Origin of the sequence: Amycolatopsis sulphurea, assembly GCF_002564045.1 — a bacterium.
GTDB lineage: Bacteria > Actinomycetota > Actinomycetes > Mycobacteriales > Pseudonocardiaceae > Amycolatopsis > Amycolatopsis sulphurea.
In genome coordinates this window covers 33,372-58,031 of sequence record NZ_PDJK01000001.1, presented here as the reverse complement: position 1 = coordinate 58,031, position 24,660 = coordinate 33,372, and the positions used below count along the sequence as shown (strand labels likewise).

The window sequence follows — 24,660 nt, the reverse complement described above, 5'->3', positions numbered from 1 at the left end:
AGCAGTAACTCCGCTGCAACACCAGGAAGCACTGCTGAAGCTGCGCCAGGACGACGAGCTGGTGCAGGAAGAAGTCTTCGCGCCCGTGCTGACCGTACAGCCGTTCACCGACGAGACCGAAGCGCTCGAAATGGCCAACGGCGTCCCGTACGGCCTGGCTTCGTCGGTGTGGACCAACGACGTCGCCCGCGTGCACCGCCTGTCACGAGAGCTGGACTTCGGCTGCGTATGGGTCAACACCCGCGGCCCACTGGCCGCGGAGATGCCTCACGGCGGCTACGACCATTCCGGGCACGGCAAGGACCTCTCAGCGTATTCCTTCGCCGAGTACACCCGTATAAAGCACGTGATGACACGCTTCGCGTAAGGGGGCGAAGGTGTGCCACCTTCGCCCCCGAACCGGGCAGCGGTCAGGTACGGGGCTGCTCGTCCGCCGTCGCGGACACGTCGCTGCCCAGGCGGCCGGACGCCCATTCGGTGATCCGGCGGGCCACGTCCTGCGCGGTCAGGCCCATCCGGTCCAGCACCTCGTCCCGCGAGCCGTGCTCGTGGAACGACTGTGGCACCGCCAGATCACGCAGCGGGACGTCACAGTCCGCGTCGCGCAGTACCGCGGCCAACGCGGAGCCGAAGCCGCCATGGCGTCCGCTGTCCTCCACCGTCACCACGAGCTTGTGCTGCTCGGCCAGCGCGACCAGCTCCGCAGGCACCGGGACCACCCAGCGCGGGTCGGCCACCGTGACGCCGATGCCCTGATCCGCGAGCCGGCCCGCAGCCGCCAGCGCGAGCTTCGCGAACGCGCCCACAGCGACCAGCAGCACGTCTGTCGAGCCCTGCGGACGACGCAGGAGATCAACCGTGCCCAGACGCTCCACGGCGGGTACGTCCGGGCCGACGCTGCCCTTCGAGAAGCGGAGCGCGGTCGGGCCGTCCTGCACCGCGACCGCTTCGCGCAGCTCCTCGCGCAGCGTGCCCGGGTCACGCGGGGCGGCCACTCGCATCCCGGGCACCATGCCCAGCAACGACAGGTCCCACATCCCGTGGTGGCTCGGGCCGTCCGGGCCGGTGATGCCCGCCCGGTCCAGCACCAGGGTGACCGGCTGGCGGTGCAGGGCCACGTCCATCAGCACCTGGTCGAACGCGCGGTTGAGGAACGTCGAGTACACCGCCACCACCGGGTGGTAGCCGCCCATCGCGAGCCCGGCCGCCGACGTCACCGCGTGCTGCTCGGCGATGCCCACGTCGAACCAGCGGTCCGGGAACCGCTCGGCGAACTTCTCCAGCCCGGTCGAGCGCAGCATCGCCGCGGTGATCGCCACCACGTCCTCGCGCTCCGCGCCGATCTTCACCAGCTCTTCGCCGAACACCCCGGTCCAGCTCGGGCCCTTCACCGGCGGCAGGCCGGTCTCCGGATCGATCGGATCGGTCTGGTGCATCTGGTCGGCCTGGTGGTTCACCGCGGGCGCGTACCCGTGGCCCTTCTCGGTGACCACGTGCACGATCACCGCGCCGCCGAAGGCACGCGCGCTCTGGAACGCCTTCTCCAGCGCGGCCAGGTCGTGCCCGTCCACCGGGCCGAGGTACTTCAGGCCCAGATCGGAGAACATCACCTGCGGGCTCAGCGCGTCCTTGATGCCGGCCTTCGCGGCGTGCAGCGCGGCGTAGAGCGGCTTGCCCACCACCGGCGTGCTGCGCAGGATCTCGCGGCCGCCGTCGAGCAGCCGCTCGTAGCCGGGCTGCAGCCGCAGCGCGGCCAGATGGTCGGCCATCCCGCCGATGGTCGGCGAGTAGGACCGGCCGTTGTCGTTGACCACGATGACCAGCGGGCGATCCTTGTGCGCGGCGATGTTGTTCAGCGCCTCCCAGCACATCCCGCCGGTCAGCGCCCCGTCGCCGACCACCGCGATCGCGTGCCGGCGCGGCCCGCCGGCCAGCTCGAAGGCCTTCGCCAGACCGTCCACATAGGACAGAGCGGTGGAGGCGTGGCTGTTCTCCACCAGGTCGTGCTCGCTCTCGCCGCGGCACGGGTACCCGGTCGGGCCGCCCTCCTGGCGCAGCCGGTCGAAGCCGGGGTGCCGGCCGGTCACGATCTTGTGCACGTAGGACTGGTGCCCGACGTCCCAGATGATCGCGTCCCGCGGCGAGTCGAACACCCGGTGCAGGGCCAGGGTCAGCTCCACCACCCCGAGGTTCGGCCCGAGGTGCCCGCCGGAGCGGCGCACCTTGTCGACGAGGAAGTCCCTGATCTCGGCCGCCAGCTCGCCGAGGTCCTCGACGCTCATGCGCTTCAGGTCCGCCGGTCCCCGCACCGAGTCCAGCATCGTCACAGCTCCACCTCGTCCGTTCCCGCTCGCTGTCCGCTTCGTCCGCCGGTTCGGGCCAGTCTACGGACGCCCGCCAGCGCCGCCACGCCCACGGCGGCGCGAGTCACACCGTCCCACGTGAGAGCAACTGCACGACCAGGCGAATTGTGGCCTCGCCCGGCCAGCGCGCGGTCACCCCGCGTCGCCGAAATACTCCCCTTCGATCACCCGGTACGAGAGGATCCCATGGTGGAGGTGCCCATCGACGGCGAACGGGTGGATGCGCGCGCAGGCGGGCGAAGCGAGACCCGCCGTCCGGCGGAGGCCGCTCTGGTCCGCGCGGCCGCCCGGCCCGCGGCGAACCGGCCGCACGGCGTGGAGCACCGGCTTCCCTGCCGGGGACCCCCGGGCGCCTCGCTCCGGAACCCGCGAACCCCGATCCCCACCGGAAGGAACCGTGCCGTTGAGCGACTCCGGCGACCGTGAACTGAACGAGTTCGGCTACACCAACCAGCTCAGGAGAACCCTCGGCGGCTTCCACACCTTCGCCGCCGGGATCAGCTACATCTCGGTGCTCACCGGCGTCTTCCAGCTGTCCTACCTCGGTCTTTCCGAGGGCGGGCCGGCGTACTGGTGGTCCTGGCCCGCGGTCTTCGCCGGCCAGCTGATGGTGGCGCTGTGCTTCGCCGAACTGGCCGCGCAGTATCCGGTGGCGGGCTCGGTCTACAACTGGGCGAAGAAGCTCAGCAACCCGCATCTGGCCTGGATGGCGGGCTGGATGATGCTGCTCGCCTCGATCGTCTCGATCTCCGCGACCGCGCTGGCGTACCAGCGCACGCTGCCGCAGATCTCGTCGTTCTTCCAGTTCATCGGCGACGGCACGGGCACCAGCGACGCGGCCAACGGCGTGCTGCTGGCCGCCCTGCTGATCGTGTTCACGACGCTGGTCAACGCGTTCGGCGTCAAGCTGATGGCCCGCATCAACAGCGCCGGGGTGTTCGTGGAGCTGCTGTTCGCGGTGCTGCTGGTGGTGTTCCTGGCCTTCCACTTCGTGCGCGGGCCGGGCGTGGTGACCGAGACCAACGGCACCGGCGCCGGACACGCGGGCGGCTATCTCGGCGCGTTCCTCATCGCGGGCATCGCCTCCTCGTACGTGATGTACGGCTTCGACACCGCGGCGTCGCTCGGCGAGGAATCGCTGAATCCGCACCGCAACGCGCCGAAGGCGATCATGCGCGCGCTGATCGCCTCGTTCCTGCTGGGCGGGCTGATCATCCTGTTCGCGCTGATGGCGGTCGGCGACATCCACGCACCCGAACTCGGCACCGTCGGCCTCCAATACGTGCTCACCGACGCGCTGGGTCCGGCGGTCGGCCGGATGTTCCTGTTCGTGGTGTTCATCGCGATCACCGTGTGCGTGCTGGCGGTGCACACCGCCGCGATCCGGATCGCCTTCGCGATGGCACGGGACAACGCGCTGCCCGGCGGCTCGAAACTGGCCCGGGTCAACAAGAAGACCGGCGCCCCGGTGCTGCCCGCGATCGTGATCGGCGTGCTCGCGATCGCGCTGCTGCTGGTCAACATCGATTCGACGCAGATCTTCTCCGCCGTGACCAGCCTGGCGATCATCCTGATCTACCTGTCCTACCTGCTGGTGACGGTGCCCATGCTGGTCCGCAGACTACGCGGCGGCTGGCCACGCAAGGACGCCCCGGCGGGCCGGTTCTCCCTCGGCCGCTGGGGCCTGCCGGCGAACGTGCTCGCCGTGCTCTGGGGCGGCGCGATGACGATCGACCTGGCCTGGCCGCGCAACGAGATCTACAACGCGTCCCCGCCGTATCACTGGTATCTGCAATGGATCTCGGTGCTGTTCGTGGGCGTGTTCGCGGCCGGAGGCTTCGCCTACTACTGGTTCGTGCAACGGCACCGGATCGGGGTGCTGGCCGACCACGCCGCCCCGGTCGCGGGCGGGCCGGAAGAGGTTTCCCGGTAGTCCTGCCCCTGGGCAGGACGGTCTCCTCAGCGAAGCCGGTCAGCCGGACCGAGGGTCACGGCCGCGGCTCCGGGACCGGCGCAGCTGCCGGTCCCGGTTGCCCGGCTTCGGAGAATCGGACCACTTCGCTCGCATACGGCAGTTTCACCAGCGAGCCGTGCCTGTCGTCCTTCACCGTCAGCAGCGATCCGCCCATGCGCCGCTGCATTTCCGTCGTCCCGGAATAAGGGGTCACGGATTCGGACTGGTGCCCGACGAGCTGCAGCTCGCTCCGGCCCGGCTGGTAGTCGACCGGCACGGTCACCGAGGCGCATTCGGCACTCGTGCCGGCGCTCCCGGCCAGGAAGGAGCCGGCTGCGCGCACGGCAAAGTCGGTGTGGAGGTCCGTGAAGGGGCCCTTCACAGACTCTGAGTCCGTGAAGGGCCCCTTCACGGACCCGAAACCGGTCCGGCGCACGCCACGAGGTGGTCGCACACACCTCCGCATCGCCCACTGCCGGGTCCCCGACACAACTTTGCCGGAACCCTGGCCAGTGTGCCCCTGAGGCAGGGTTCTCACCGGCTCATTTTATGAGCACGGTCACACCGGGCACACTCCCAAGGGTTGCAAGTCAGGCAAACCTTACCTAATATCCGCGCATGCCTGCTTGGAGATCCGCCGACGCCGCCCGTCCCCAGCTGCCCCGCACAGGCCTCGGACGGCGGGATTTCCTGCGGGCCGCGACGGCGCTGTCCGCCACCGCCACGCTCGCCGCCTGCAGCGGCCGCTCCGGCGCGCCCGAAGGCGAGGCCGGCCCGGGCTACCCGGTCGACGTGCGCGGAGTGCAGGGCACCGCGACCGTGCCGCGGCGGCCGGAGCGGGTCGTTTCGGTGGGCCAGTACCGCGATACCGACGCGGCCGTGGCGCTCGGGGTGACTCCCCTGCTCACCCCGGATCTGAGCAAGTTCCTGCCGGGCGGGCTCTCGCCGTGGCTCAAGGCGCGCGCCGGGGACCGCCTGCCCGAGCTGTTCGCCGACGTGGAGTTGCCGTTCGAGCGGATCGCCACGGCGCGCCCGGACCTCATCCTCGGTACCGACCGGTCGACTCTGGCCCGCGATTACCGGACGCTCAGCGGAATCGCGCCCACGATCTCGCCCGCGGAGGGCTACAACAAGGACACCTGGCAGGTCACCATCCGCCGGATCGGCGCCGCGCTCGGCCGGTCCGCCGACGCCGAACGGCTCGTCACCGACGTGGAACACCGGATCACCGCGGCGAAACAGGCCCATCCCGGGTTCGCCGGCCGGACCTTCACCATCGGCCCGGTGGTCGCGGACGGCACGGTCACCACCATCAGCAGCACACAGGACTCGTCCGCGCTGTTCCTGGGACAGCTGGGACTCGTGCTGTCACCGAAGGTCACCTCACTGCCGCAGACCTCGATCCCCGGCCGCTCGCAGATCAGCCCGGAACGGCTCGACCTGCTCGACGCCGACGTGCTCGTCCTGACGTACGCCACGCCGGAGAGCCGCAAGCGCCTGGAGGCCGAGCCGCTGTTCCAGCGCATCCCTGCCGTGCAACGCGGCGCGTACGTGCCGCTGGACATGACCACGGCGATCGCGCTCGCCTTCCCGACCGCGCTGAGCGTGCCGTACGGGCTGCAGGAGTGCGTACCGAAGCTCGCCGCCGCACTCGCCCGCTGACGCGCTATTGCAGCAGCGCCACGCATTCCACGTGATGCGTCATCGGGAACGCGTCGAAGGCGCGCAGCTCGGTGAGCGAGTAGCCGTGCTCGGCGAAGTACGCCACATCCCGGGCGAGCGCGGCCGGATCACAGGCCACGTACACGATCCGGTCCGGCTCGCCCTCGGCCACCGCGTCCGCGACCGCACGGCCGGCGCCCCTGCGCGGCGGATCGAGCACGACCACGTCGACCGGCTTCGGAGCGTCCGCGAGCACGTGTTCCACGCGACCGGCCTGCCACCGCACCTGCGGCAGATCGGCGAGGTTCCGCTCGCCGTCGGACACCGCGCGGCGACCCGATTCCACCGCGTACACAAGGCCTTCCGGCCCGGCCTGCTCGGCGAGCACCGAGGCGAACAGGCCGACACCGGCGTAGAGATCCCACGCCACCCCGCCTTGCGGCACCTCGGCCCACTTCGCGACCAGCCGCGCGAAGGTGTCGGCGGCGAGCGGGTGCCCCTGCCAAAAGCCGTGGGCGTCCAACCGCCAGTCGCGATCCGCGGCATGCTGTACGGCCTCGCCACCGGACAATTGACGGCCACGGGTACGTCCGTGCACTGTGGACAGTTCGCGCACGTGGACCCGGCTGTCGCCGTCGCTGGTCACTTCCAGCTCCGTACCCGGCTTCCATCGCTTCGACAGCGGCTGCGCCAGCGCGCCCGGCACCGTGATCGGGCAGTCGTCCAACGGAATCACGCGATGACTGTGGTGCGCGCGCAAGCCTGCGCGACCATCTCGCCCGGCCACCAGCCGCACCCGCGTACGCCAGCCGAGCGGGCCGCCGTCCAGCGGTTCCACGACCACTTCGCGGGAGATGCCGGCCAGCCGCTGCAGCTGCTCGGCCACCACGGCCGCCTTCAGTTCCCGCTGGTAGCCCGGATCCGCGTGCTGCCAATCGCAGCCACCGCATCCACCCGGCGCGGCCAGCGGGCAGGGCGGGGTGACCCGATGCGCCGACGCCGTGAGGACCTCGAGCGCGTCAGCCCGGCAGAACGCACCGCCCTTGTCCTCGGTCACCTCCGCCCGCACGCGTTCACCGGGCAGCCCGTGCCGGACGAACACCACCCGTCCGTCCACTCGGGACACACAGTGCCCGCCGTGCGCCACCGGGCCGATCTCCAGCTCCAGAGTCCGGCCCAGCCAGTTCTCGCTCATTCCGTGCTTTCTTTGTCGGTTCCGGCGGAGGGGGTTCCGCCCTTGTTCGATCCCGCAGCGTTCGATCCCGCGGGCGGGTTCGGGCCGCCCGGCCCGAACCCGCGGCGCACGTCACCGGCGGCCGGCCGCGTTCGCCGCGCGCGGGCCACGGCCTTCGCCGAGGACTCCAGCTGCCACGGCACGCTGGCCACCACCACGCTGGGCTGGAACAGCAGCCGGCCCTTGAGCCGCAACGCACTCTGGTTGTGCAGCACCTGCTCCCACCAGTGCCCGACCACGTACTCCGGGATGAACACCGTGACCACGTCGCGCGGGTTCGCGCCGCGGACCCGCTTCACGTACTCCAGCACCGGTTTCGTGATCTCCCGGTACGGCGACTCGACCACCTTGAGCGGCACCTTGAACTTGTGCTCCTCCCATTCCTGGGTGAGCCGCCGGGTGTCCGCGTCGTCCACGTTCACGGTGACCGCTTCGAGCACGTCCGGGCGCATCGCCTTGGCGTAGGCCAGCGCCCGCAGCGTCGGCCGGTGCAACTTGGACACCAGCACGATCGCATGATTGCGCGAGGGCAGCACGGTCGGGGTGTCGTCGAGTTCCTTGAGCTCCTCGGCCACCCGGTCGTAGTGCTTGCGGATCGCGGTCATCAGCACGAAGATCGCCACCATCGCGGCGATCGCGATCCACGCGCCGAGCAGGAACTTGGTGATCAGCACGATCACCAGCACGGTGCCGGTCATGGTCAGGCCGATCGCGTTCACCGTCTGCGAGCGGCGCATCCGCCGCCGCACGGCGGGGTCGGTCTCCCGGGCCAGCAACCGGTTCCAGTGCCGGAGCATGCCCGTCTGGCTCACCGTGAAGGACACGAACACACCCACGATGTAGAGCTGGATCAGCCGGGTCACCTCGGCGTCGAAGGCGATGATCAGCACCAGCGCGAACACCGCCAGGAACAGGATGCCGTTGGAGAAGGCCAGCCGGTCCCCGCGGGTGTGCAGCTGCCGCGGCAGGTACCGGTCCTGGGCGAGGATCGAGCCGAGCACCGGGAACCCGTTGAACGCGGTGTTCGCGGCCAGCAGCAGGATGATGCCGGTGGAGAAGGAGATGTAGTAGAACGCGGGCGGGAAGTCCGCGAACACCGCGTGCGCGATCTGCGCCACGATGGTCTTCTGCTCGTACCCGGCGGGCGCGCCCTGCAGCTGCTGCGCCGGGTTGTCCGCGAAGTTCACCCGGGTGATCACCGCGAGGGTGATGATGCCGACCAGCATGGTCACCGCGAGCACACCCATCAGCAGCAGCGTGGTGGCCGCGTTCTTGGATTTCGGCTTGCGGAAGGCGGGCACGCCGTTGCTGATCGCCTCGACCCCGGTCAGCGCGGCGGCGCCGGAGGAGAACGCGCGCAGGATCAGGAAGACGAACGCGAACCCGGTCCAGTCGCCCTCCGAGTGCAGCTGGAAGCCCGCGCTCTCGGCCCGCATCTCGGTGCCGGTGGCCGCCTCCACCAGACCCCAGGCCACCATCACCAGGATGCCCAGGATGAACCCGTAGGTGGGAATCGCGAACGCTTTGCCCGATTCGCGTACTCCGCGCAGATTCAGCGCGCTGAGCACCGCGACGATCACCACCGCCGCGAGCACCTTGTGCTCGGCCACCCAGGGAATCGCCGAGCCGATGTTGGCCACCCCGGAGGAGGTCGACACCGCGACCGTGAGCACGTAGTCCACCAGCAGCGCGCTCGCCACGGTCAGGCCGAACCTGCCGCCCAGGTTGGTCCCGGCGACTTCGTAGTCACCGCCCCCGCTCGGATAGGCGTGCACGTTCTGCCGGTAGGAGGCGACGACCGTCAGCATCACCAGCGCGACGGCCACCCCGATCCACGGCGCGAACGCGTACGCGGACAGGCCGGCGAAGCTCAGGGTCAGGAAGATCTCCTCCGGCGCGTACGCCACGCTGGACAGCGCGTCGGAGGCGAAGATCGGCAGGGCGATGCGCTTCGGCAGCAGGGTGTGGGCCAGCCGGTCGCTGCGGAACGGGCGCCCGAGGACCAGCCGCTTCAGCACAGTCGGGAACTTCGACACAGTCAGGAATCTACAGCGGAGCGGCGCCTGCCGATTTCAGGGCGGCGGAGGGGAGGACGGTGGACCCGCCCGGCCCCGGGCAGGGTAGGTTCGGCGCTGGTGTCAGAGGGTACCCGGAACCGCGGGTCATCCATACCCCGCAAGGAGGCTGAGCGTGCACGTGGTGATCATGGGATGCGGCCGGGTCGGCGCTTCCCTGGCCGCGGCGCTGGAGCGGCTCGGCCACGACGTGGCCATCATCGACAAGAACCAGCAGGCCTTCCGCAGGCTGGGCAGCGACTTCCACGGCGAGCAGGTGGTCGGGATCGGGTTCGACCGGCAGGTGCTCATCCAGGCCGGCATCGAACGGGCCGGCGCGTTCGCCGCGGTGTCCAGCGGCGACAACTCCAACATCATCTCCGCCCGGGTGGCGCGCGAGAACTTCGGTGTGGAGCATGTGGTCGCGCGGATCTACGACCACAAACGGGCCGCGGTGTACGAGCGGCTCGGCATCCCGACCGTGGCCACCGTGCCGTGGACCACCGACCGGTTCCTGCGCACCCTGCTGCCCGACGGCGTGGCCTCGGCCTGGCGCGATCCCTCCGGCAACGTGGCGCTGCTGCAGCTGCCGCTGCACGAGGGCTGGGTGGGCCAGAGCGTGCATTCGCTGCAGGAGGCGACCGGTGCCCGGGTGGCGTTCATCATGCGCTTCGGCACCGGCGTGCTGCCGGACGGCAAGACCGTGGTGCAGGCCGACGACGTGGTCTGGGTGGCGGCGCGATCGGGCACCGTCGGCGATGTGACGAGCGTGGCCGCGCGGGCCCCGGAGGAGGAGAACTGATGCGGGTCGCGATCGCCGGCGCGGGCGCCGTCGGGCAGTCCATCGCCACCGAGCTGATCGACGGCAATCACCAGGTGATGCTGATCGAACGGGAGGCCGGTCAGTTCGAACCGGAGTCGGTGCCCCAGGCCGACTGGGTGCTCGGCGACGCCTGCGAGGTCTCCATCCTGGAGGAGTCCGGGATCGAGCAGTGCGACGTGGTGATCGCCGCGACCGGGGACGACAAGGCCAACCTCGTGGTGTCCCTGCTGGCGAAGACCGAGTTCGCGGTCCGCCGGGTGGTGGCGCGGGTGAACAGCCCCGGCAACGAGTGGCTGTTCACCGACGCCTGGGGCGTGGACGTGGCGGTGTCCACCCCGCGGATGCTCGCCGCGATGGTCGAGGAGGCGGTGAGCGTCGGCGATCTGGTGCGGCTGATGACCTTCCGCCAGAGCCAGGCGAACCTGGTGGAGCTGACCCTGCCCGCGGAGACGCCGCTGGCCGGGCGTCCGGTGAGCGAGCTGGCCCTGCCGCGGGACGCGGCGCTGGTCACCATTCTGCGCGGGGACCGGGTCATCGTGCCCCAGCCGGAGGACCCGCTGGAGCCCGGCGACGAACTGCTGTTCGTGGCGACCTCGGACGTGGAACCGGAGATCCGCTCCGCCCTCGGCTACTGAGCCCGCCCCCTCTGCCCGCCCCCCTGCCGAAAAGCTGTGAAGGGGCCCTTCACGGACTCTGAGTCCGTGAAGGGCCCCTTCACAGCCGTGCGATCAGGAGGGGGTCAAGCGTCGGGGGTCGGTGACTGGGCGTATTTGCGGCGCAGGCGGTCTTCGGCCTCGGCGTCGGTCTCCGGCACAGGCGCGGTCTCGGCGAGCGCCTTGAGCCGCTTGTCCGAACGGCGCACCGCCCAGACGACCACGAGCAGGCCCAGCGCGTAGAGCGGGTAGCCCATCGCGATCTTGGCGAAGGCCAGCCAGCCGGTGTAGTCGCTGTCGTAGAGCCAGCGCTGCACCACGAACCGGGCCGCGAAGACCAGCGCCAGCGCCAGCGTGGCGATGTCGTAGCCGCGGATCGAGACCTTGTCCTTGCGCCAGGCGGTGCCCTTGCCGTTCAGCGCGTTCCAGGCCACCCCGGCCAGCGGCCAGCGCGCCAGGATGGAGGCCACGAACACCCCGCAGTAGAGCAGGCTGGTCCAGATGCCGAAGAGGAAGAACCCCTTCGCCGAGCCGGTGCGGTAGGCGATGAAGGCCGCGATCGCCACCCCGAAGAACCCGGAGATGGCCGGCTGCAGCGGCTCCTTGCGCACCATCCGCAGCACGGTGATGGCCACCGCGCCGCCGAGGGAGCCCCAGATCGCCACGGTCAGCCCGAACAGGGAGTTGAGCAGGACGAAGAAGATCACCGGCAGCGAGGAGTAGAACAGGCCGGCGGTCCCGCCCATCTGGTCCAGCATGGTCGGCTTGGCGTCCGGTTCCTTCGCCTCGCCGGCCGCTGTGGAAGCCGGTGCCCCGGTGCCGGGCACCTCGGCTCCCGGCGTCTCGGCGCCCGGTGTCTCGGCTCCGGGCGCGGCGGACGGGGTCGCGTCGGCGCCGGGCACGGGCCGGCGGTCGTGCGGGGCAGGTTCAGTCACGAGAGTCGATCACCCTACGGGGCTCTGGAGTTCGTAGTACGGGTTGTAGAGCACTTTCTGCCCGTCCCGTTCGGCCATCCGGCCGCGGACCTTGACGGTGCGACCGGGCTCGATGCCGGGAATCCGGCGTCGGCCGAGCCAGATTAGCGTCACGCCCTGAGTGCCGTCGAACAGCTCCGCCTGAAGGGTCGCCGCACCGTCGGTCGGGCACAGCTCCACACTGCGCAATCTGCCGAGAACGGTCACCTCTTCGCCGGAGCGGCAGTCGCACGCCCGCTGCGCGCCCTCGGCCCCGGACCGTTCGGACATCTCGTCGGCGTCGAGGTCCTCGACGTCGCTGGTCAGCTTGCGAACCAGCCGGCTGAAGTAGCCGCCGTCCTTGGCGGGCATGGTGTGCTCCTGTGCTCCGGGGCCGCCGACATCCTGCGGCCCGTGCGTCTCCAGCGTAGCTGTGGTCCCGGCAAGCGAAACCGGTTTGCGGCAAGATCGCAACGTGACGTCCGCGATCCCGGTTCGGGCCGCCGTGCTGCTGCCCGGCACCGGCTCCGACGAGGTGTTCGTCCGCGCGGTGTTCTGCGGCCCGCTGGCCGCGCTCGGCGTGCCGCTGCACACCCCTGCTCCGGTACCCGGCGCCGGGCTCGCGGAGGGGTTCCTGGCGGCGCTGGACCGGCTGTCCGCGCAGCACGGCCCGGTGCTGGCCGGCGGGATCTCCTTCGGCGCGCATCTGGCCGCGGAGTGGGCGGTCGCGCATCCGGGCCGATGCGCGGGCCTGCTCGCCGCTCTCCCGGCCTGGCACGGCGAACCCGGCCAGGCACCCGCCGCGCAGTCTGCGACGCTCACCGTGGATCTGGTGGCCACCCACGGCGTGTCCGCCGCGCTGGCCCAAGCCGAAGCGGGCAGCCCGCCGTGGCTCGCCGCGGAGCTGGGCCGGGCGTGGCCGAGGCACGGGTCCGGGCTGGCGGCCGGGCTCCGCGTCGCGGCCCGCAGGCCCGCGCCCACCCTCGAAACGTTGCGGGGGCTGGCCGTGCCCGCCGGGATCGGGGCGTGCACCGACGACCCGATCCACCCGGCAGGCGTGGCCCGCGAATGGGCCGGGGCGCTCCCGCGCGCGCAGTACGTGGAGACCACGCTGGCCGCACTCGGCGCGGACCCCGAATCCCTGGGCCGCGCCACCGTGCTCGCCTATCTGCGCGCCCTTCGAGCGATGGGAAGTCCGTGAAGGGGCCCTCTTCACTGACTCAGAGTCAACGGTGTCGGCAGAGTCGGCGTGGAGGGCCCTGCGCAGCTGCGGAGGGGGCTGTGAAGGGCCCCTTCACAGCCCTGCGTAGCTGCGGAGGGCTGTGAAGGGCCCCTTCACGGACTCTGAGTCCGTCAGGGGCACCCTCACGGACCCGAAACCGGTCGGGCCGCCACGGCTCTCTCTGCTGATCACGAGCCCACGACCAACTTTGCCGGGGCCCTGCGCTGCGGAGGTCTGTGAAGGGGCCCTTCACGGACTCTGAGTCCGTGAAGGGCCCCTTCACGGACTTGAAACCGCGGTGACGCTTCAGCCCTGCTGTTCGGCGATGTGCTGCGCGACCGCTTCGGGCAGCGTGATCGGCAGCGGGGTCCGCACCGGCATCGGCGAGTCCCCGCGGTCCACCACGGTGCGGCGCACGATGGCCCGCAGCACCTCCGGTGCCTGCGCCGCGGCGGACTGCGGCCCGGCGATCACGCCGCGCAGCATCCAGCGCGGGCCGTCCACACCGACGAACCGCAGCGCGACGTCGCCGATGATGGCCGACAGCTCCATGCCCCACTCGCCGCGGCCGACGTTGACCTTCGCCCCGTCCGCGCGCAGCTGATCGCCCAGCTCCGTGCTCACCTCGCGCCACAGCCCGCCCGACCGCGGCGCGGCGTACCCGCTCACGGTGATCTGGCCGTGCTCGGTCACGATGTGCACCGCGCGCACCCCGCCCGCGTCGGGGTCCATCTCGACCTGGACCTGCGAACCGTCGGGCACCGGCACCTTCACCGAGCCGAGGTCGATCCGCGGGATGCCGTCGTCCTCGGCGTCGGCGACGTCGAACGGCCCGTCCGAGGTCTCCGACAACCGGTCACCGGGTTCGACCGCGTCGTCCGCGCCGGTCTCCTCCGGCTCGGTCCCGGGGCCGCGCCCGTTGCCGCCGGACCCGCGCTTGCGTCCGAAAATCCCCACTAGCTCTCCGTTCCTTCCCCGGCCTGCTCCGTGTCGGGGACCAGTGTGGCGTGCCCGCCGGTCGAGCCGTAGCCGCCCGCGCCGCGTTCGGTGCCGCCCAGCTCGGCGACCTCGACGAACTCCACCCGCGCCACCTGCTGCACCACCAGCTGCGCGATCCGGTCGCCGCGGGTGAGCACCAGCTTCTCCCGCGGATCGTGGTTGATCAGGCAGACCCGGATCTCACCGCGATACCCCGCGTCGATCGTGCCGGGCGTGTTCACCACCGACAGCCCGACGCGCGCGGCGAGCCCGGAGCGGGGATGCACGAACCCGGCGTACCCGGGCGGCAGCGCGATCGCCACCCCGGTGCCGACGACCCCGCGCTCGCCGGGTCCGAGCACGATATCCGAGGTGGTGACGAGATCGGCGCCGGCATCGCCCGGCCGCGCGTAGGCGGGCGGCGGGACATCCGGATCGAGCCGTTGGAGGAGTACCTGAACGCTGGACACGGGCGGCGAGACTACCCTGGCCGCGTGGCTGATCGCGTGAACACCGCCGGGCCCGGCGTCCTCCGGCACTCCGAACGGCTGTACGTGCCGTGGTGGGGATGGCTCCTGCCGATGCTCGGGGCGGTCCTGCTCGGCGTCGAAATCCACCTGGGCTACCCGGCGGTGCCGGTGTGGATCCCGCTGCCGGTGGCCGTACTGGTGATGGCGGCGCTGCTGCTGTCGCTGGGCCGCTCCCGGGTCCGGGTGACCGGCGGCGGCGAACCGGAGCTGTGGGTGGGCGAGGCCCACCTGCCGGTGCGCTTCGCCGGCGAGATCGAGGTGCTGACCGGCGACGCCAAACGGCACGCCCTCGGCCGCGACGGCGATCCCTCGGCGTTCGTGCTGCACCGCGGCTGGGTGGGCCCCGCGGTCCGGATCCGGCTGACCGATCCGGCCGACCCGACCCCGTACTGGCTGTTCAGCACCCGTCACCCGCAGCGCGTCGCGGACCTGCTGCGCGAAGCCGGCTGAGCCGCCCGCCCGGACACGACTAACGAAAGGGACCGGCCCCGGCGGGCCGGTCCCTTTCGTTAGTGGTTCGTGCGACCTGCGTTCCCCCGCTGTCGCGACTGTGGTTTCCCTGATCCCCGTTCCCCGGCCGACGCCGGGCCTTCGAAGTCCGCCCGCGCGGAACGGCTCAGGCGCAGTCGCGGCAGATCAGCCGCCCGCCGCTTTCCTCGGCGAGCCGGCTGCGGTGGTGCACCAGGAAGCACACGGAGCAGGTGAACTCGTCGGCCTGTTTCGGCACGACCTTCACCGTCATGTCCTCGCCCGAGAGCCCGGACAGGTCCGCGCCGGGCAGTTCGAAGTTCTCCGCGCTCGCGTCCTCGTCGACGTCGACGACGCCGGACTGGTTCTCGTTGCGCCGGGCCTTCAGCTCCTCCAACGAGTCTTCGGCCAGCTCGTCGGCTTCGCTGCGGCGCGGCGCGTCGTAGTCGGTAGCCATGGTGTCCCTCACCCCTGCGAATCTGCTTGTCGTCCTACCCCGGTCCGGGCGGGACCCGGATCCGGTCGTGCCGCTGGTCAACGTTCCAGCGCCCCGGTTTGTGCCCGGCGCGCGCAGTGACCGAGGTCTCAGCTGACAGGGCCCGCTTTCCGCGGCCGGAGCCCGGGAAGGGTAGCTCACCGCCGGGCGCGCCCCGCACCGAGTCGGGCAATGCCCGTCACACGTCACCCGGCAGGGGGAATGCGCAGGTGAGACGCACATCCTCCGTTCGGGTTGCGCGCGCGTCACGAAGCGCACCCGGCCGCCGTGTCCGCTTGCCCCTTCGCGGCCGGTCGTGGTGCGATCGGCTGATCGGGGACGCGGGGGTTCCGGGGGAGGGCTGCTCGGGGCGCACGGCGGCGAAAGCGCCCCGCACCACCGGGTGCGGGGTGGAACGCCTAGGCTCACCGGCTACGACGGTTCCGGTGAGTACACCGTCGGCTACAGCGGGGCCGCGGGATCCCCGCTTCGGGGAAGGGGACGCGGCAGTGGCGTCGGGGAACGGCTCGGGCAACCGTGATGCGCGGCCCTATCGCAGGCACCGGCCGTTGCCCGCGCTCATCGTGATCGGGGTGCTCGCGCTCGGCGCGGTGGTCGTCTGGGTCAACGCGGTGGTCGGCCGCGGCGATGTCGACGAGGCGGTGCGCTGCACGCCCGACCCCGCGCCACAGCCGGGGGCGGTCTTCACCTCCGTGCCGCACAACGGTCTCGACGACCGCTCCCCCATCCCGCCGGACAAGGTCACGCTGAAGGTGCTCAACGCCAGCACCACCCGCGGCCAGGGCGGCATCGCCACCTCCGCGCTGCGCGAGCTGGGCTTCACCGGCATCGGCGACCCCGGCAACGACCCGGCCTACCCCAAGGGCGACGCGCAGTGCCGCGGCCAGATCCGCTACGGCGACAACGGCGCCGCCGCCGCCCGCACGGTGAGCCTGGTGGCCCCGTGCGCGGAGCTGGTCCACGACAACCGCCGGGACGCCAGCGTCGATCTGGCCACCGGCAAGCTCTTCACCGACATCCAGCCGCGCGCCGAGGCCCGCACCGTGCTCAAGCAGCTCTCCGACTGGTCCCACGCCCACCAGGGCAGTGGTGGCGGCAGCGAGCAGTCGTCGGGCAGCGGCGCGCCGACGGTCGACCAGACCCTGCTCGCCGCCGCCCGCGACGTCACCTGCTGAACCTGCCGAGCCGCCGTCAGATTCCGGCGGCGCCGTGCGTGACCAGCCGCTCGCGCAGCTGCGCGGCGATCGGCGGGGCCGCGACGAACGTCATGTCCTCGCCGAGGTCCGGGGCGCTGCCCGGCAGCAGCACGGTCGCACCGGCTTCTTCGGCCACGAGCCCGCCCGCGGCCCAGTCCCAGCGGTGCAGGCCGTGCTCGAAGTACGCGTCCAGCCAGCCCGCGCCGGTCGCGCACAAGTCCAGCGAGCCCGCGCCGCGGCGGCGGATGTCGCGGACTTCACCGGCCAGCGCGGCCACGAGCGCAGCCTGACGGACGCGACGCTCACGCACGTACGCGAACCCGGTACCGACCAACGCGAGGTCGAGCCGCGCCGGTTCGGACACCGACAGCTGACGCCCGTCGAGCCAGGCGCCCTCGCCGCGGGCGGCGGTCCAGCAGCGGCCGCTGACCGGTTCGATCACCGCGCCCGCCACCGAGACACCGTCCACCTGCGCCGCGATCGACACCGCGAAATCGGGCAGGCCGTACAGGAAGTTCACGGTGCCGTCGATCGGATCGACGACCCAGGTCACCCCGCCGCTCGCGGCCGTGCCGCCGCCCTCCTCGCCGAGCACGGGTTCGCCCGGGCGCAGCACGGCCAGGCGGGCCCGCACCAGCTCCTCGGACTCCCGATCGGCCGCGGTGACCACATCGGTTTCCGCGGATTTCGTGTCCACCCGCAGGTCCCCGCCCGCGCGCAGGGATTCCCACGCGGACCGGACCAGCTCGGCGGCCTCGCCCGCGACCTGTTCGGCGATCTTCTTCAGCACCAACTCGTCAGCTCCCACGTCGGCCATGTCATCACATCCGGTTAAAGTCTCCGCAGCAGGCTTCTGAATCGTGCGAGAAGGGACCACGTCAGTGACGGCGACCCGAGGTTTCGGAATCGACATCGGCGGCAGCGGGATCAAGGGCGCGCTGGTCGATTTGGACCACGGACAGCTGATCGGCGATCGGCACCGGATCGACACGCCGCAGCCGTCCACCCCCGACGCGGTGGCCGACGTCGTCGCGGAGATCGTCCGCGCCGCCGGGTGGGACGGGCCGGTCGGCGTGACGCTGCCCGCCGTGGTGAAGAAGGGCGTCGCGCACACCGCGGCCAACATCGACCACAAATGGATCGGCACGGACGCGGACGCGCTGTTCGCCGAACGGCTCGGCCTCGACGTCGCCGACGTCGCGATGCTCAACGACGCGGACGCGGCGGGCATGGCCGAGATCCGCTTCGGCGATCCGGCCGCGCGCACCGGCGTCTCCGCGCTGCTGACCTTCGGCACCGGCATCGGCAGCGCCGTGTTCCACGACGGCAAGCTCGTGCCGAACACCGAACTCGGCCATCTGGAGGTCGACGGGCACGACGCGGAGAAGCGGGCCGCGGCCTCGGTGAAGGACAACGAGGGCCTGTCGTACCCGGATTGGGCCAAGCGGGTGCACCGCTACCTGACCGTGCTCGAGAACCTGATCTGGCCGGATCTGTTCCTGGTCGGCGGCGGGGTGAGCAAAAAGAGCGAGAAATGGGTGCCGCTGCTGGACGTGCGCACCCCGGTCGTGGTCGCATCACTGCAGAACAACGCGGGCATCGTCGGGGCCGCGGCGGCGGCTGTGGAGGGTATCCAGCACTGACCCCGGGAGCCGCCCCGCGTCCCGGAACGGTCACGAGCGGCAGGCCGGAGGGTGATCGCTTCGCGACGCACCGGGCCGACGTCGTTACAATGGAACGCAGCGCACGGCTGCGGGAGGGAAATCCGCAGGCCGGGGCGTGTTCCCCGAATGTGAGGCAGCCGAGGTGTCGACATCTCGGTTCGTCATGATCGACCGCTGCGAAAGGGCGTAAGTGGCAGCCGCAAGAACCGCAACCCGAAGCGGGACGAAGACAGCGACCGCAGCCGGCGAGCCGGCCGACGAGGCAGCCACCGGCGAGGCGAAGCCCGCGCCGCGCAAGACCGCCACCAAGTCGGCAGGTGCGAAGAAGACCGCGGCGAAGAAGGCTCCGGCCCGCAAGCCCGCCGGCAAGGCGGCGCCCAAGACCGAGGACGGCGAGCCGGACGGCCCCGGCGAGCCGGACGAGGCCGAGCTGGACAGCCCGGACCTGTCCGACCTCGAAGAGGTCGAGGTCGACGTGGTCGACGAGACGGTCAACGACGAGACCGAGGACGACTCGGACGACGAGGAGGCCGAGGAGACCGGCACGCCTGCGGCGCGCCGTCGCGCCGCCGCCGCGGACAAGGGCAAGCCGTCGTCCTCTTCCTCTTCCTCGGACAACCCGGACTTCGTCTGGGACGAGGAGGAGTCCGAGGCCCTGCGCCAGGCGCGCAAGGACGCCGAGCTCACCGCCTCGGCCGACTCGGTGCGCGCCTACCTCAAGCAGATCGGCAAGGTCGCGCTGCTCAACGCCGAGGAGGAGGTGGAGCTGGCCAAGCGGATCGAGGCCGGGCTCTACGCCGCCGAGCGCGTGCGCACCGCCGAGGAGGAGGGCGAGAAGCTCGTCACCCAGATGCGCCGCGATCTCAAGTGGATCGTGCGCGACGGGGAGCGGGCCAAGAACCATCTGCTGGAGGCCAACCTCCGGCTGGTGGTCTCGCTGGCCAAGCGCTACACCGGCCGCGGCATGGCGTTCCTGGACCTGATCCAGGAGGGCAACCTCGGCCTGATCCGCGCGGTGGAGAAGTTCGACTACACCAAGGGCTACAAGTTCTCCACCTACGCCACCTGGTGGATCCGCCAGGCGATCACCCGGGCGATGGCCGACCAGGCCCGCACCATCCGCATCCCGGTGCACATGGTGGAGGTCATCAACAAGCTCGGCCGCATCCAGCGCGAGCTCCTGCAGGACCTCGGCCGCGAGCCGACGCCCGAGGAACTCGCCAAGGAGATGGACATCTCGCCGGAGAAGGTCCTGGAGATCCAGCAGTACGCGCGGGAGCCGATCTCGCTGGACCAGACCATCGGCGACGAGGGCGACTCGCAGCTCGGTGACTTCATCGAGGACAGCGAGGCCGTGGTGGCGGTGGACGCGGTGTCCTTCACGCTGCTGCAGGACCAGCTCCAGTCGGTGCTGCAGACGCTGTCCGAGCGCGAGGCGGGCGTGGTCCGGCTGCGCTTCGGCCTCACCGACGGGCAGCCCCGCACCCTCGACGAGATCGGCCAGGTCTACGGGGTCACGCGCGAGCGGATCCGGCAGATCGAGTCGAAGACGATGTCGAAGCTGCGGCATCCTTCGCGTTCCCAGGTGCTGCGCGACTATTTGGACTAGACCACCCGGACAGGTGCCGAGAACCCCGTCTGCCGCGGACCGCGGCGACGGGGTTCTCGCGTTTCCGGGGTATGCGCCTGCGGGCTGTGAAGGGGCCCTTCACAGCCTTCGCGAGTGGAGCGTTCCGGCAAAGTCGGTGTGAAGGTCCGTCAAGGGGTCCTTCACAGACTCAGCGTCCGTGAAGGACCCCTTCACAGACCCGAAACCGGTCCGGCGCACGCCACGAGGTGGTCGCACACAACCCTCCGCATCGCCCACTGCCGGGTCCTCGGCCTCAGCGTCCGTGAAGGGTCCCTTCACAGCCTCAGCGTCCGTGAAGGGCCCCTTCACAGCCTTCGCGAGTGGAGCGTTCCGGGCGTTCCGGTAGCGGGGCCGGAATACGCGGAACCATTCCGGAACCATGATCGCCGGTAAAGAGGCGCATACCGACCGAGAGATCTTCCGCGGCGCTACGGCCGAAAGTCGGAGTTTTTCCTGCTGCCTACGGAAATCGTGACTATTTGGTTGCCTGGGAACGAAGATCGCAACGATCTTCGGCATTAGGCTGCGCCAGCAACGAGCGTCCGCATTCGGAAGGCAGCACCGGCACGTGTTCTCGACGAAAACTCCTTCGCGCGAAAATCCCGCGGCGCGGGGCGGATCCGGCGGCCCGGGTGAATCGAGGGAACCGTGATCGGGTTCCTCGTCCGCCGGCTGGTCAACTACGTGGCCCTGTGCCTCGTGGCCACCTTCGCGGCGTTTTCCCTGGCATCACTGGCATTCAGCCCGCTCGACGCGCTGAAGCTGCGCAATCCGCCCGCCCCGCAGTCCACGATCGACGCCAAGACCGCGGAGCTGTACCTGGATCAGCCTATCCCGCAACGGTTCCTGACCTGGCTGGGCGGCGTGTTCCAGGGCGACTTCGGCCGCACGATCGCCGATCAGCCGATCACCGACGAGCTGCTGCGCCGCGCCGGGGTGAGCCTGCGGCTGTTCCTGCTCGGGATCACCCTCGGCATCATCATCGGTGTGCTGGTCGGGGTCGTCAGCGCGATCCGCCAGTACAAGATCAGCGACTACCTGGCGACCACGTTCTCCTTCGTGGTGCTCTCCACCCCGGTCTTCGTGATCGCGACGATCCTGAAGGCCGGCGCCCAGTCGGTGAACGACACGCTCCTGGGCGGGTACCAGTTCTTCATCGTGCAGGGCGAATCCGGCGACGTCTCCGGTGGATTCGGGGACGTGGTGCTGGACCGGTTGCAGCACATCATCGTGCCCACGTTGGCGATCGTGCTGACCCAGGTGGCCTACTACAGCCGCTACCAGCGCTCGGCGATGCTCGACGTGCTCGGCTCGGACTTCCTGCGCACCGCGCAGGCCAAAGGCCTGACCCGCCGGCGCGCACTGTTCAAGCACGGCCTGCGGACCGCGCTCATCCCGATGGCGACGCTGTTCGCCTTCGGGTTCGGCCTGCTGATCACGGGCGGCATCTTCACCGAGAAGATCTTCGGCTGGTACGGCATGGGCGACTGGCTGGTGACCGGAATCCAGAAGCAGGACACGAACATCGTGGCCACCGTGACCCTGTTCATCGCGGTCTGCGTGCTGCTGGCCGGCTGGCTGGCGGACGTGTTCTACGCCGTGCTCGACCCGAGGGTGAGGATCTGATGGCCGCTCCCCTGAACGAGGCCGACCTCGCCGACGCCGCGGTCGCGGCCACCGATGCGGGCAGCGAGCGCGACAGCCGGTCCTCCGGCCGCGGCAAGCTGGTCGCCCGCCGGTTCCTGCGCAACCGGCTCGCGGTGGCCGGGCTGCTCGTGGTGGTGCTGTTCTACCTGGTGGCGTTCACCTACACCTGGTACGCGCCGTGGGCCTACGACGAGCTGGACCCGGCCGCCACGCTGATGCCGCCGGACGGCACGCATTGGTTCGGCACCAACCAGATCGGCGGCGACATGTTCGCGCAGACCATGCGCGGGCTGCAGAAGTCGCTGACCATCGGCCTGCTGGCCGCGTTGTTCTCCACCGGCGTGGCCTCGATCATCGGCGCCGCGGCCGGGTATTTCGGCGGCTGGACCGACCGGATCGCGATGTGGGTGGTGGACCTGCTGCTGATCCTGCCGCCGTTCCTGATCATCTCGATCCTCTCGCCGGCCTTCCGCGGCAAGACCTGGCTGATCCTGGTCGGCCTGATCGCGGTGTTCCAGTGGATGATCACCGCGCGGATCGTGCGCGGGATGACGCTGACCCTGCGCGAGCGCGAGTTCGTGCAGGCCGCGCGGTTCATGGGCCAGTCCTCCTGGCGGATCATCGTCAAGCACATCGTGCCGAACATGGCCTCGCTGCTGATCATCGACGCGACGATCAACGTCGGCGCCGCGATCATCACCGAGACCTCGTTGTCCTTCTTCGGGTTCGGGGTGCAGGCCCCGGACGTCTCACTGGGCACGCTGATCTCCGCCGGCTCCGACGCGGTGCGCACCTTCCCGTGGCTGTTCTACATTCCGACCGGTTTCCTGGTGGCGACCGTGCTCGCGGTGAACTTCGCCGGGGACGGCCTGCGGGACGCGCTCGACCCGTCGTCGAGCCGGTCGCGGCGCAAGGAGCGCAAGCGCATCGAGGAAAAGACGAAGTCGCCGTCCGCCAGCACCGTGGGAGCACAAGCATGAGCGCCGCACTCGAACTGAGCGCGGAGACCGGCAAGCCGACCGGCACCGTGCTGGAAGTCTCGGATCTGGAGGTGTCCTTCCCCTCGGAGTCCGGCCGGGTGCACGCGGTGCGCGGGCTGAGCTATCAGGTCGGCGCGGGTGAGGTACTTGGCATCGTCGGGGAATCGGGCTCCGGCAAGTCGGTGTCCTCGCTGGCGGTGATGGGATTGCTGCCGCCGCAGGCCCGGGTATCCGGCTCGATCCGGTTCCAGGGCAGCGAACTGATCGGCCGGTCCGACGCCCAGCTGTCGAAGATCCGTGGCAAGAAGATCGCCATGGTCTTCCAGGATCCGCTGTCCGCGCTGACGCCGGTGTACACCGTGGGCGCGCAGATCGCCGAGGCGCTGCTGGTACACGCCAAGGGCTCGATGACCAAGCAGCAGGCGCACAACCGTGCCCTCGAGCTGCTCGATCTGGTCGGGATCCCGAACGCCGCGCAGCGCGCGAAGGCGTTCCCGCACGAGTTCTCCGGCGGGATGCGCCAGCGCGCGGTGATCGCCATAGCGATCGCCAACGACCCGGACCTGATCGTCGCCGACGAACCGACCACCGCGCTGGACGTGACGGTGCAGGCGCAGGTGCTGGAGGTGCTCAAGACCGCGCAGGAGGTCACCGGCGCGGGTATCGTGATCATCACTCACGACCTGGGTGTGGTCGCCGGGTTCGCCGACCGGCTGATGGTGATGTACGCCGGGCGCGCGGTGGAGCAGGGTCCGGTGGAGGCCATCTACGCGCGGCCGCGGATGCCGTACACGCTGGGCCTGCTGGGTTCGATCCCGCGGGTGGACGCGCGGGAGAAGCAGCCGCTCGTGCCGATCGACGGGCAGCCGCCGTCACTGGTGGACCTGCCGGCCGGATGCCCGTTCGCGCCGCGCTGCCCGCTCGCGATCGACGCCTGCCGGCAGGACGAGCCCGAGCTGCACACGATCACCGTGGGCGCGCCGGCCGGCACCGCGCACCGGGCGGCCTGCCTCCGTACCGAGGAACTCGCGCGGCCGGACGTCGGCGCGGCCGAAGTGTACGGGGCCGAAGTGGTCCGGGAGGCCGCGGACGCCGCGGTACCGCGGGCCGAGCGCGCCACTGTGCTCGACGTGCGGGACCTGCAGAAGCATTACGTGGTGACCAAGGGCGCGGTCCTCAAGCGCAGGGTCGGCGCGGTCAAGGCGGTCGACGGGATCAGCTTCGACCTCGTCGAAGGCGAAACCCTGGGCCTGGTCGGCGAATCCGGCTGCGGCAAGTCGACCACGCTGATGGAGATCCTGGAGCTGGCCGCACCGTCGGCCGGTTCGGTGGCGGTGCTGGGCAAGGACGTCGCGAAGCTGGACGGGAAGGGCCGGCGGGCGATCCGGCGGGACCTGCAGGTGGTGTTCCAGGACCCGATGGCCGCGCTGGACCCGCGGCTGCCGATCGGCGACATCATCGCCGAGCCGATGGTCGTGCACGGCTACGACAAGGCCCGGATCGAACAGCGGGTACCGGAACTGCTCCGGCTGGTCGGCCTCCGGGCCGAGCACGCCGAGCGGTACCCGGCGGAGTTCTCCGGCGGGCAGCGCCAGCGCATCGGCATCGCCCGCGCGCTCGCGCTGGAACCGAAGCTGATCGTGCTGGACGAGCCGGTGTCCGCGCTCGACGTGTCCATCCAGGCGGGCGTGATCAACCTGCTCGACGAGCTGAAGGCCAAGCTCGGCCTGTCCTACCTGTTCGTCGCGCACGACCTGTCCGTGGTGCGGCACATCGCCGACCGGGTGGCGGTGATGTACCTCGGCAAGATCGTGGAGATCGGCGACGTGCGCACCGTGTTCGAGGCCCCGCAGCACCCCTACACCCAGGCGCTGCTGTCCGCGATCCCGGTCCCGGACCCGGTCCGGGAGCGCGAACGCAGCCGGATCATCCTCACCGGCGATCTGCCGAGCCCGGCGAACCCGCCCTCGGGCTGCCGGTTCCGCACACGGTGCTTCGTGTTCGCCCGTCTGTCCGAAGAGGACCGGAGGAACTGCGTCGACGTCGAGCCCGTGCGCGAATCTCGCGGGGCCGACCACGACGCGGCCTGCCATCACGCCGAGACCCGTGACGTCGTGTAGCCACCTGTCCGTTGGCGCACAAGGGAAAGAAAG

The 24,660-nt window shown here is 70.7% G+C and carries 23 protein-coding genes and 1 pseudogene; 13 read left to right on the top strand and 11 right to left on the bottom strand.

Annotation, left to right across the window (positions count from 1 at the left end):
- Positions 1 to 40 precede the first annotated feature (40 nt).
- Positions 41 to 367: pseudogene (locus ATK36_RS00290) on the top strand (aldehyde dehydrogenase family protein); the annotation flags it as partial.
- 43 nt (positions 368 to 410) lie between these two features.
- Here ATK36_RS00290 and dxs read toward each other — a convergent pair.
- Both dxs and ATK36_RS00280 read right to left on the bottom strand, forming a co-directional pair.
- Positions 411 to 2,327: a 1-deoxy-D-xylulose-5-phosphate synthase gene (dxs, locus tag ATK36_RS00285; RefSeq protein WP_098509307.1), complete on the bottom strand. Its 1,917-nt coding sequence runs from the start codon at positions 2,325 to 2,327 to the stop codon at positions 411 to 413.
- A 168-nt stretch (positions 2,328 to 2,495) separates the two neighbouring features.
- The gene (locus tag ATK36_RS00280) at positions 2,496 to 2,687 is read right to left on the bottom strand and encodes a hypothetical protein (RefSeq protein ID WP_098509306.1); all 192 of its coding nucleotides are present in this window, start codon (positions 2,685 to 2,687) and stop codon (positions 2,496 to 2,498) included.
- A gap of 79 nt (positions 2,688 to 2,766) precedes the next feature.
- Between ATK36_RS00280 and ATK36_RS00275 the strand changes: the two genes are divergently transcribed.
- Positions 2,767 to 4,296 (top strand): APC family permease, encoded by a 1,530-nt coding sequence (locus tag ATK36_RS00275; RefSeq protein WP_098510211.1) that lies wholly within the window; start codon positions 2,767 to 2,769, stop codon positions 4,294 to 4,296.
- A 55-nt stretch (positions 4,297 to 4,351) separates the two neighbouring features.
- On the opposite strand, the gene ATK36_RS31875 is transcribed toward ATK36_RS00275, so the two are convergent.
- A complete protein-coding gene (locus tag ATK36_RS31875) occupies positions 4,352 to 4,660 on the bottom strand; it encodes an alpha/beta hydrolase (protein WP_170069523.1) in 309 nt (102 codons plus the stop codon).
- 275 nt (positions 4,661 to 4,935) lie between these two features.
- On the opposite strand from ATK36_RS31875, the gene ATK36_RS00265 reads away from it, so the two are divergent.
- Positions 4,936 to 5,979 (top strand): ABC transporter substrate-binding protein, encoded by a 1,044-nt coding sequence (locus ATK36_RS00265; RefSeq protein ID WP_098509304.1) that lies wholly within the window; start codon positions 4,936 to 4,938, stop codon positions 5,977 to 5,979.
- Between the two features lie 4 nt (positions 5,980 to 5,983).
- On the opposite strand, the gene ATK36_RS00260 is transcribed toward ATK36_RS00265, so the two are convergent.
- Positions 5,984 to 7,174, bottom strand: coding sequence for a class I SAM-dependent RNA methyltransferase (locus ATK36_RS00260; RefSeq protein WP_098509303.1), 1,191 nt, complete (start codon positions 7,172 to 7,174; stop codon positions 5,984 to 5,986).
- Complete coding sequence (locus ATK36_RS00255) at positions 7,171 to 9,249, bottom strand: APC family permease (protein WP_245914112.1); 2,079 nt, start codon at positions 9,247 to 9,249, stop codon at positions 7,171 to 7,173. Before ATK36_RS00255 ends, ATK36_RS00260 begins: the two co-directional genes overlap by 4 nt.
- A 154-nt stretch (positions 9,250 to 9,403) precedes the next feature.
- On the opposite strand from ATK36_RS00255, the gene ATK36_RS00250 reads away from it, so the two are divergent.
- Positions 9,404 to 10,069 (top strand): potassium channel family protein, encoded by a 666-nt coding sequence (locus ATK36_RS00250; RefSeq protein WP_098509302.1) that lies wholly within the window; start codon positions 9,404 to 9,406, stop codon positions 10,067 to 10,069.
- The gene (locus ATK36_RS00245; RefSeq protein WP_098509301.1) at positions 10,069 to 10,725 is read left to right on the top strand and encodes a potassium channel family protein; all 657 of its coding nucleotides are present in this window, start codon (positions 10,069 to 10,071) and stop codon (positions 10,723 to 10,725) included. Before ATK36_RS00250 ends, ATK36_RS00245 begins: the two co-directional genes overlap by 1 nt.
- A gap of 104 nt (positions 10,726 to 10,829) precedes the next feature.
- On the opposite strand, the gene ATK36_RS00240 is transcribed toward ATK36_RS00245, so the two are convergent.
- Together ATK36_RS00240 and ATK36_RS00235 are read right to left on the bottom strand one after the other, a co-directional pair.
- On the bottom strand, positions 10,830 to 11,501 hold the full coding sequence (locus tag ATK36_RS00240) for a DUF3159 domain-containing protein (protein WP_098510210.1): 672 nt from the start codon (positions 11,499 to 11,501) through the stop codon (positions 10,830 to 10,832).
- A gap of 186 nt (positions 11,502 to 11,687) precedes the next feature.
- Complete coding sequence (locus ATK36_RS00235) at positions 11,688 to 12,068, bottom strand: OB-fold nucleic acid binding domain-containing protein (protein ID WP_098509300.1); 381 nt, start codon at positions 12,066 to 12,068, stop codon at positions 11,688 to 11,690.
- Positions 12,069 to 12,171: 103 nt separating this feature from the next.
- Between ATK36_RS00235 and ATK36_RS00230 the strand changes: the two genes are divergently transcribed.
- A complete protein-coding gene (locus tag ATK36_RS00230; RefSeq protein WP_245914110.1) occupies positions 12,172 to 12,897 on the top strand; it encodes an alpha/beta fold hydrolase in 726 nt (241 codons plus the stop codon).
- Positions 12,898 to 13,224: 327 nt separating this feature from the next.
- Here the strand turns inward: ATK36_RS00230 and ATK36_RS00225 are convergent, their stop codons facing one another.
- Together ATK36_RS00225 and dut are read right to left on the bottom strand one after the other, a co-directional pair.
- Complete coding sequence (locus tag ATK36_RS00225; protein ID WP_098509299.1) at positions 13,225 to 13,875, bottom strand: DUF3710 domain-containing protein; 651 nt, start codon at positions 13,873 to 13,875, stop codon at positions 13,225 to 13,227.
- Positions 13,875 to 14,366, bottom strand: coding sequence for a dUTP diphosphatase (gene dut / locus ATK36_RS00220; RefSeq protein WP_098510208.1), 492 nt, complete (start codon positions 14,364 to 14,366; stop codon positions 13,875 to 13,877). Before dut ends, ATK36_RS00225 begins: the two co-directional genes overlap by 1 nt.
- Before the next feature lie 24 nt (positions 14,367 to 14,390).
- Here dut and ATK36_RS00215 point away from each other — a divergent pair, with 24 nt between their 5' ends.
- Positions 14,391 to 14,876, top strand: a complete 486-nt coding sequence (locus ATK36_RS00215) for a DUF3093 domain-containing protein (protein WP_098509298.1) — start codon at positions 14,391 to 14,393, stop codon at positions 14,874 to 14,876.
- A 166-nt stretch (positions 14,877 to 15,042) separates the two neighbouring features.
- Here ATK36_RS00215 and ATK36_RS00210 read toward each other — a convergent pair whose 3' ends face one another.
- Entirely contained in the window at positions 15,043 to 15,351 is a 309-nt protein-coding gene (locus ATK36_RS00210) for a DUF4193 domain-containing protein (RefSeq protein WP_098509297.1), read from the bottom strand.
- A 527-nt stretch (positions 15,352 to 15,878) separates the two neighbouring features.
- Between ATK36_RS00210 and cei the strand changes: the two genes are divergently transcribed.
- Positions 15,879 to 16,565, top strand: a complete 687-nt coding sequence (cei, locus tag ATK36_RS00205) for an envelope integrity protein Cei (RefSeq protein ID WP_098509296.1) — start codon at positions 15,879 to 15,881, stop codon at positions 16,563 to 16,565.
- A 16-nt stretch (positions 16,566 to 16,581) separates the two neighbouring features.
- Here cei and ATK36_RS00200 read toward each other — a convergent pair whose 3' ends face one another.
- Entirely contained in the window at positions 16,582 to 17,403 is an 822-nt protein-coding gene (locus ATK36_RS00200; protein WP_098509295.1) for an inositol monophosphatase family protein, read from the bottom strand.
- A 64-nt stretch (positions 17,404 to 17,467) separates the two neighbouring features.
- Here ATK36_RS00200 and ppgK point away from each other — a divergent pair, with 64 nt between their 5' ends.
- The 5 genes from ppgK to ATK36_RS00170 all read left to right on the top strand — a co-directional run bounded on the left by ppgK (position 17,468) and on the right by ATK36_RS00170 (position 24,627).
- On the top strand, positions 17,468 to 18,229 hold the full coding sequence (ppgK, locus tag ATK36_RS00195; RefSeq protein WP_098509294.1) for a polyphosphate--glucose phosphotransferase: 762 nt from the start codon (positions 17,468 to 17,470) through the stop codon (positions 18,227 to 18,229).
- A gap of 211 nt (positions 18,230 to 18,440) precedes the next feature.
- Entirely contained in the window at positions 18,441 to 19,859 is a 1,419-nt protein-coding gene (locus ATK36_RS00190; RefSeq protein WP_098509293.1) for an RNA polymerase sigma factor, read from the top strand.
- A 669-nt stretch (positions 19,860 to 20,528) separates the two neighbouring features.
- On the top strand, positions 20,529 to 21,506 hold the full coding sequence (locus tag ATK36_RS00180) for an ABC transporter permease (RefSeq protein ID WP_098509291.1): 978 nt from the start codon (positions 20,529 to 20,531) through the stop codon (positions 21,504 to 21,506).
- The gene (locus ATK36_RS00175) at positions 21,506 to 22,507 is read left to right on the top strand and encodes an ABC transporter permease (RefSeq protein WP_098509290.1); all 1,002 of its coding nucleotides are present in this window, start codon (positions 21,506 to 21,508) and stop codon (positions 22,505 to 22,507) included. The genes ATK36_RS00180 and ATK36_RS00175 overlap by 1 nt, the downstream gene beginning before the upstream one ends.
- Positions 22,504 to 24,627 (top strand): ABC transporter ATP-binding protein, encoded by a 2,124-nt coding sequence (locus tag ATK36_RS00170; protein ID WP_098509289.1) that lies wholly within the window; start codon positions 22,504 to 22,506, stop codon positions 24,625 to 24,627. Before ATK36_RS00175 ends, ATK36_RS00170 begins: the two co-directional genes overlap by 4 nt.
- Positions 24,628 to 24,660 lie beyond the last annotated feature (33 nt).

Bases quoted from the DNA above. Each gene is read 5' to 3' on its own strand.
- ATK36_RS00170 (WP_098509289.1), top strand. From the start codon at position 22,504: ATGAGCGCCGCACTCGAACTGAGCGCGGAGACCGGCAAGCCGACCGGC.
- ATK36_RS00210 (WP_098509297.1), bottom strand. From the start codon at position 15,351: ATGGCTACCGACTACGACGCGCCGCGCCGCAGCGAAGCCGACGAGCTG.
- ATK36_RS00265 (WP_098509304.1), top strand. From the start codon at position 4,936: ATGCCTGCTTGGAGATCCGCCGACGCCGCCCGTCCCCAGCTGCCCCGC.
- ATK36_RS00200 (WP_098509295.1), bottom strand. From the start codon at position 17,403: ATGGCCGACGTGGGAGCTGACGAGTTGGTGCTGAAGAAGATCGCCGAA.
- ATK36_RS00245 (WP_098509301.1), top strand. From the start codon at position 10,069: ATGCGGGTCGCGATCGCCGGCGCGGGCGCCGTCGGGCAGTCCATCGCC.
- ATK36_RS00240 (WP_098510210.1), bottom strand. From the start codon at position 11,501: ATGCTGGACCAGATGGGCGGGACCGCCGGCCTGTTCTACTCCTCGCTG.
- ATK36_RS00175 (WP_098509290.1), top strand. From the start codon at position 21,506: ATGGCCGCTCCCCTGAACGAGGCCGACCTCGCCGACGCCGCGGTCGCG.
- ATK36_RS00260 (WP_098509303.1), bottom strand. From the start codon at position 7,174: ATGAGCGAGAACTGGCTGGGCCGGACTCTGGAGCTGGAGATCGGCCCG.
- ATK36_RS00235 (WP_098509300.1), bottom strand. From the start codon at position 12,068: ATGCCCGCCAAGGACGGCGGCTACTTCAGCCGGCTGGTTCGCAAGCTG.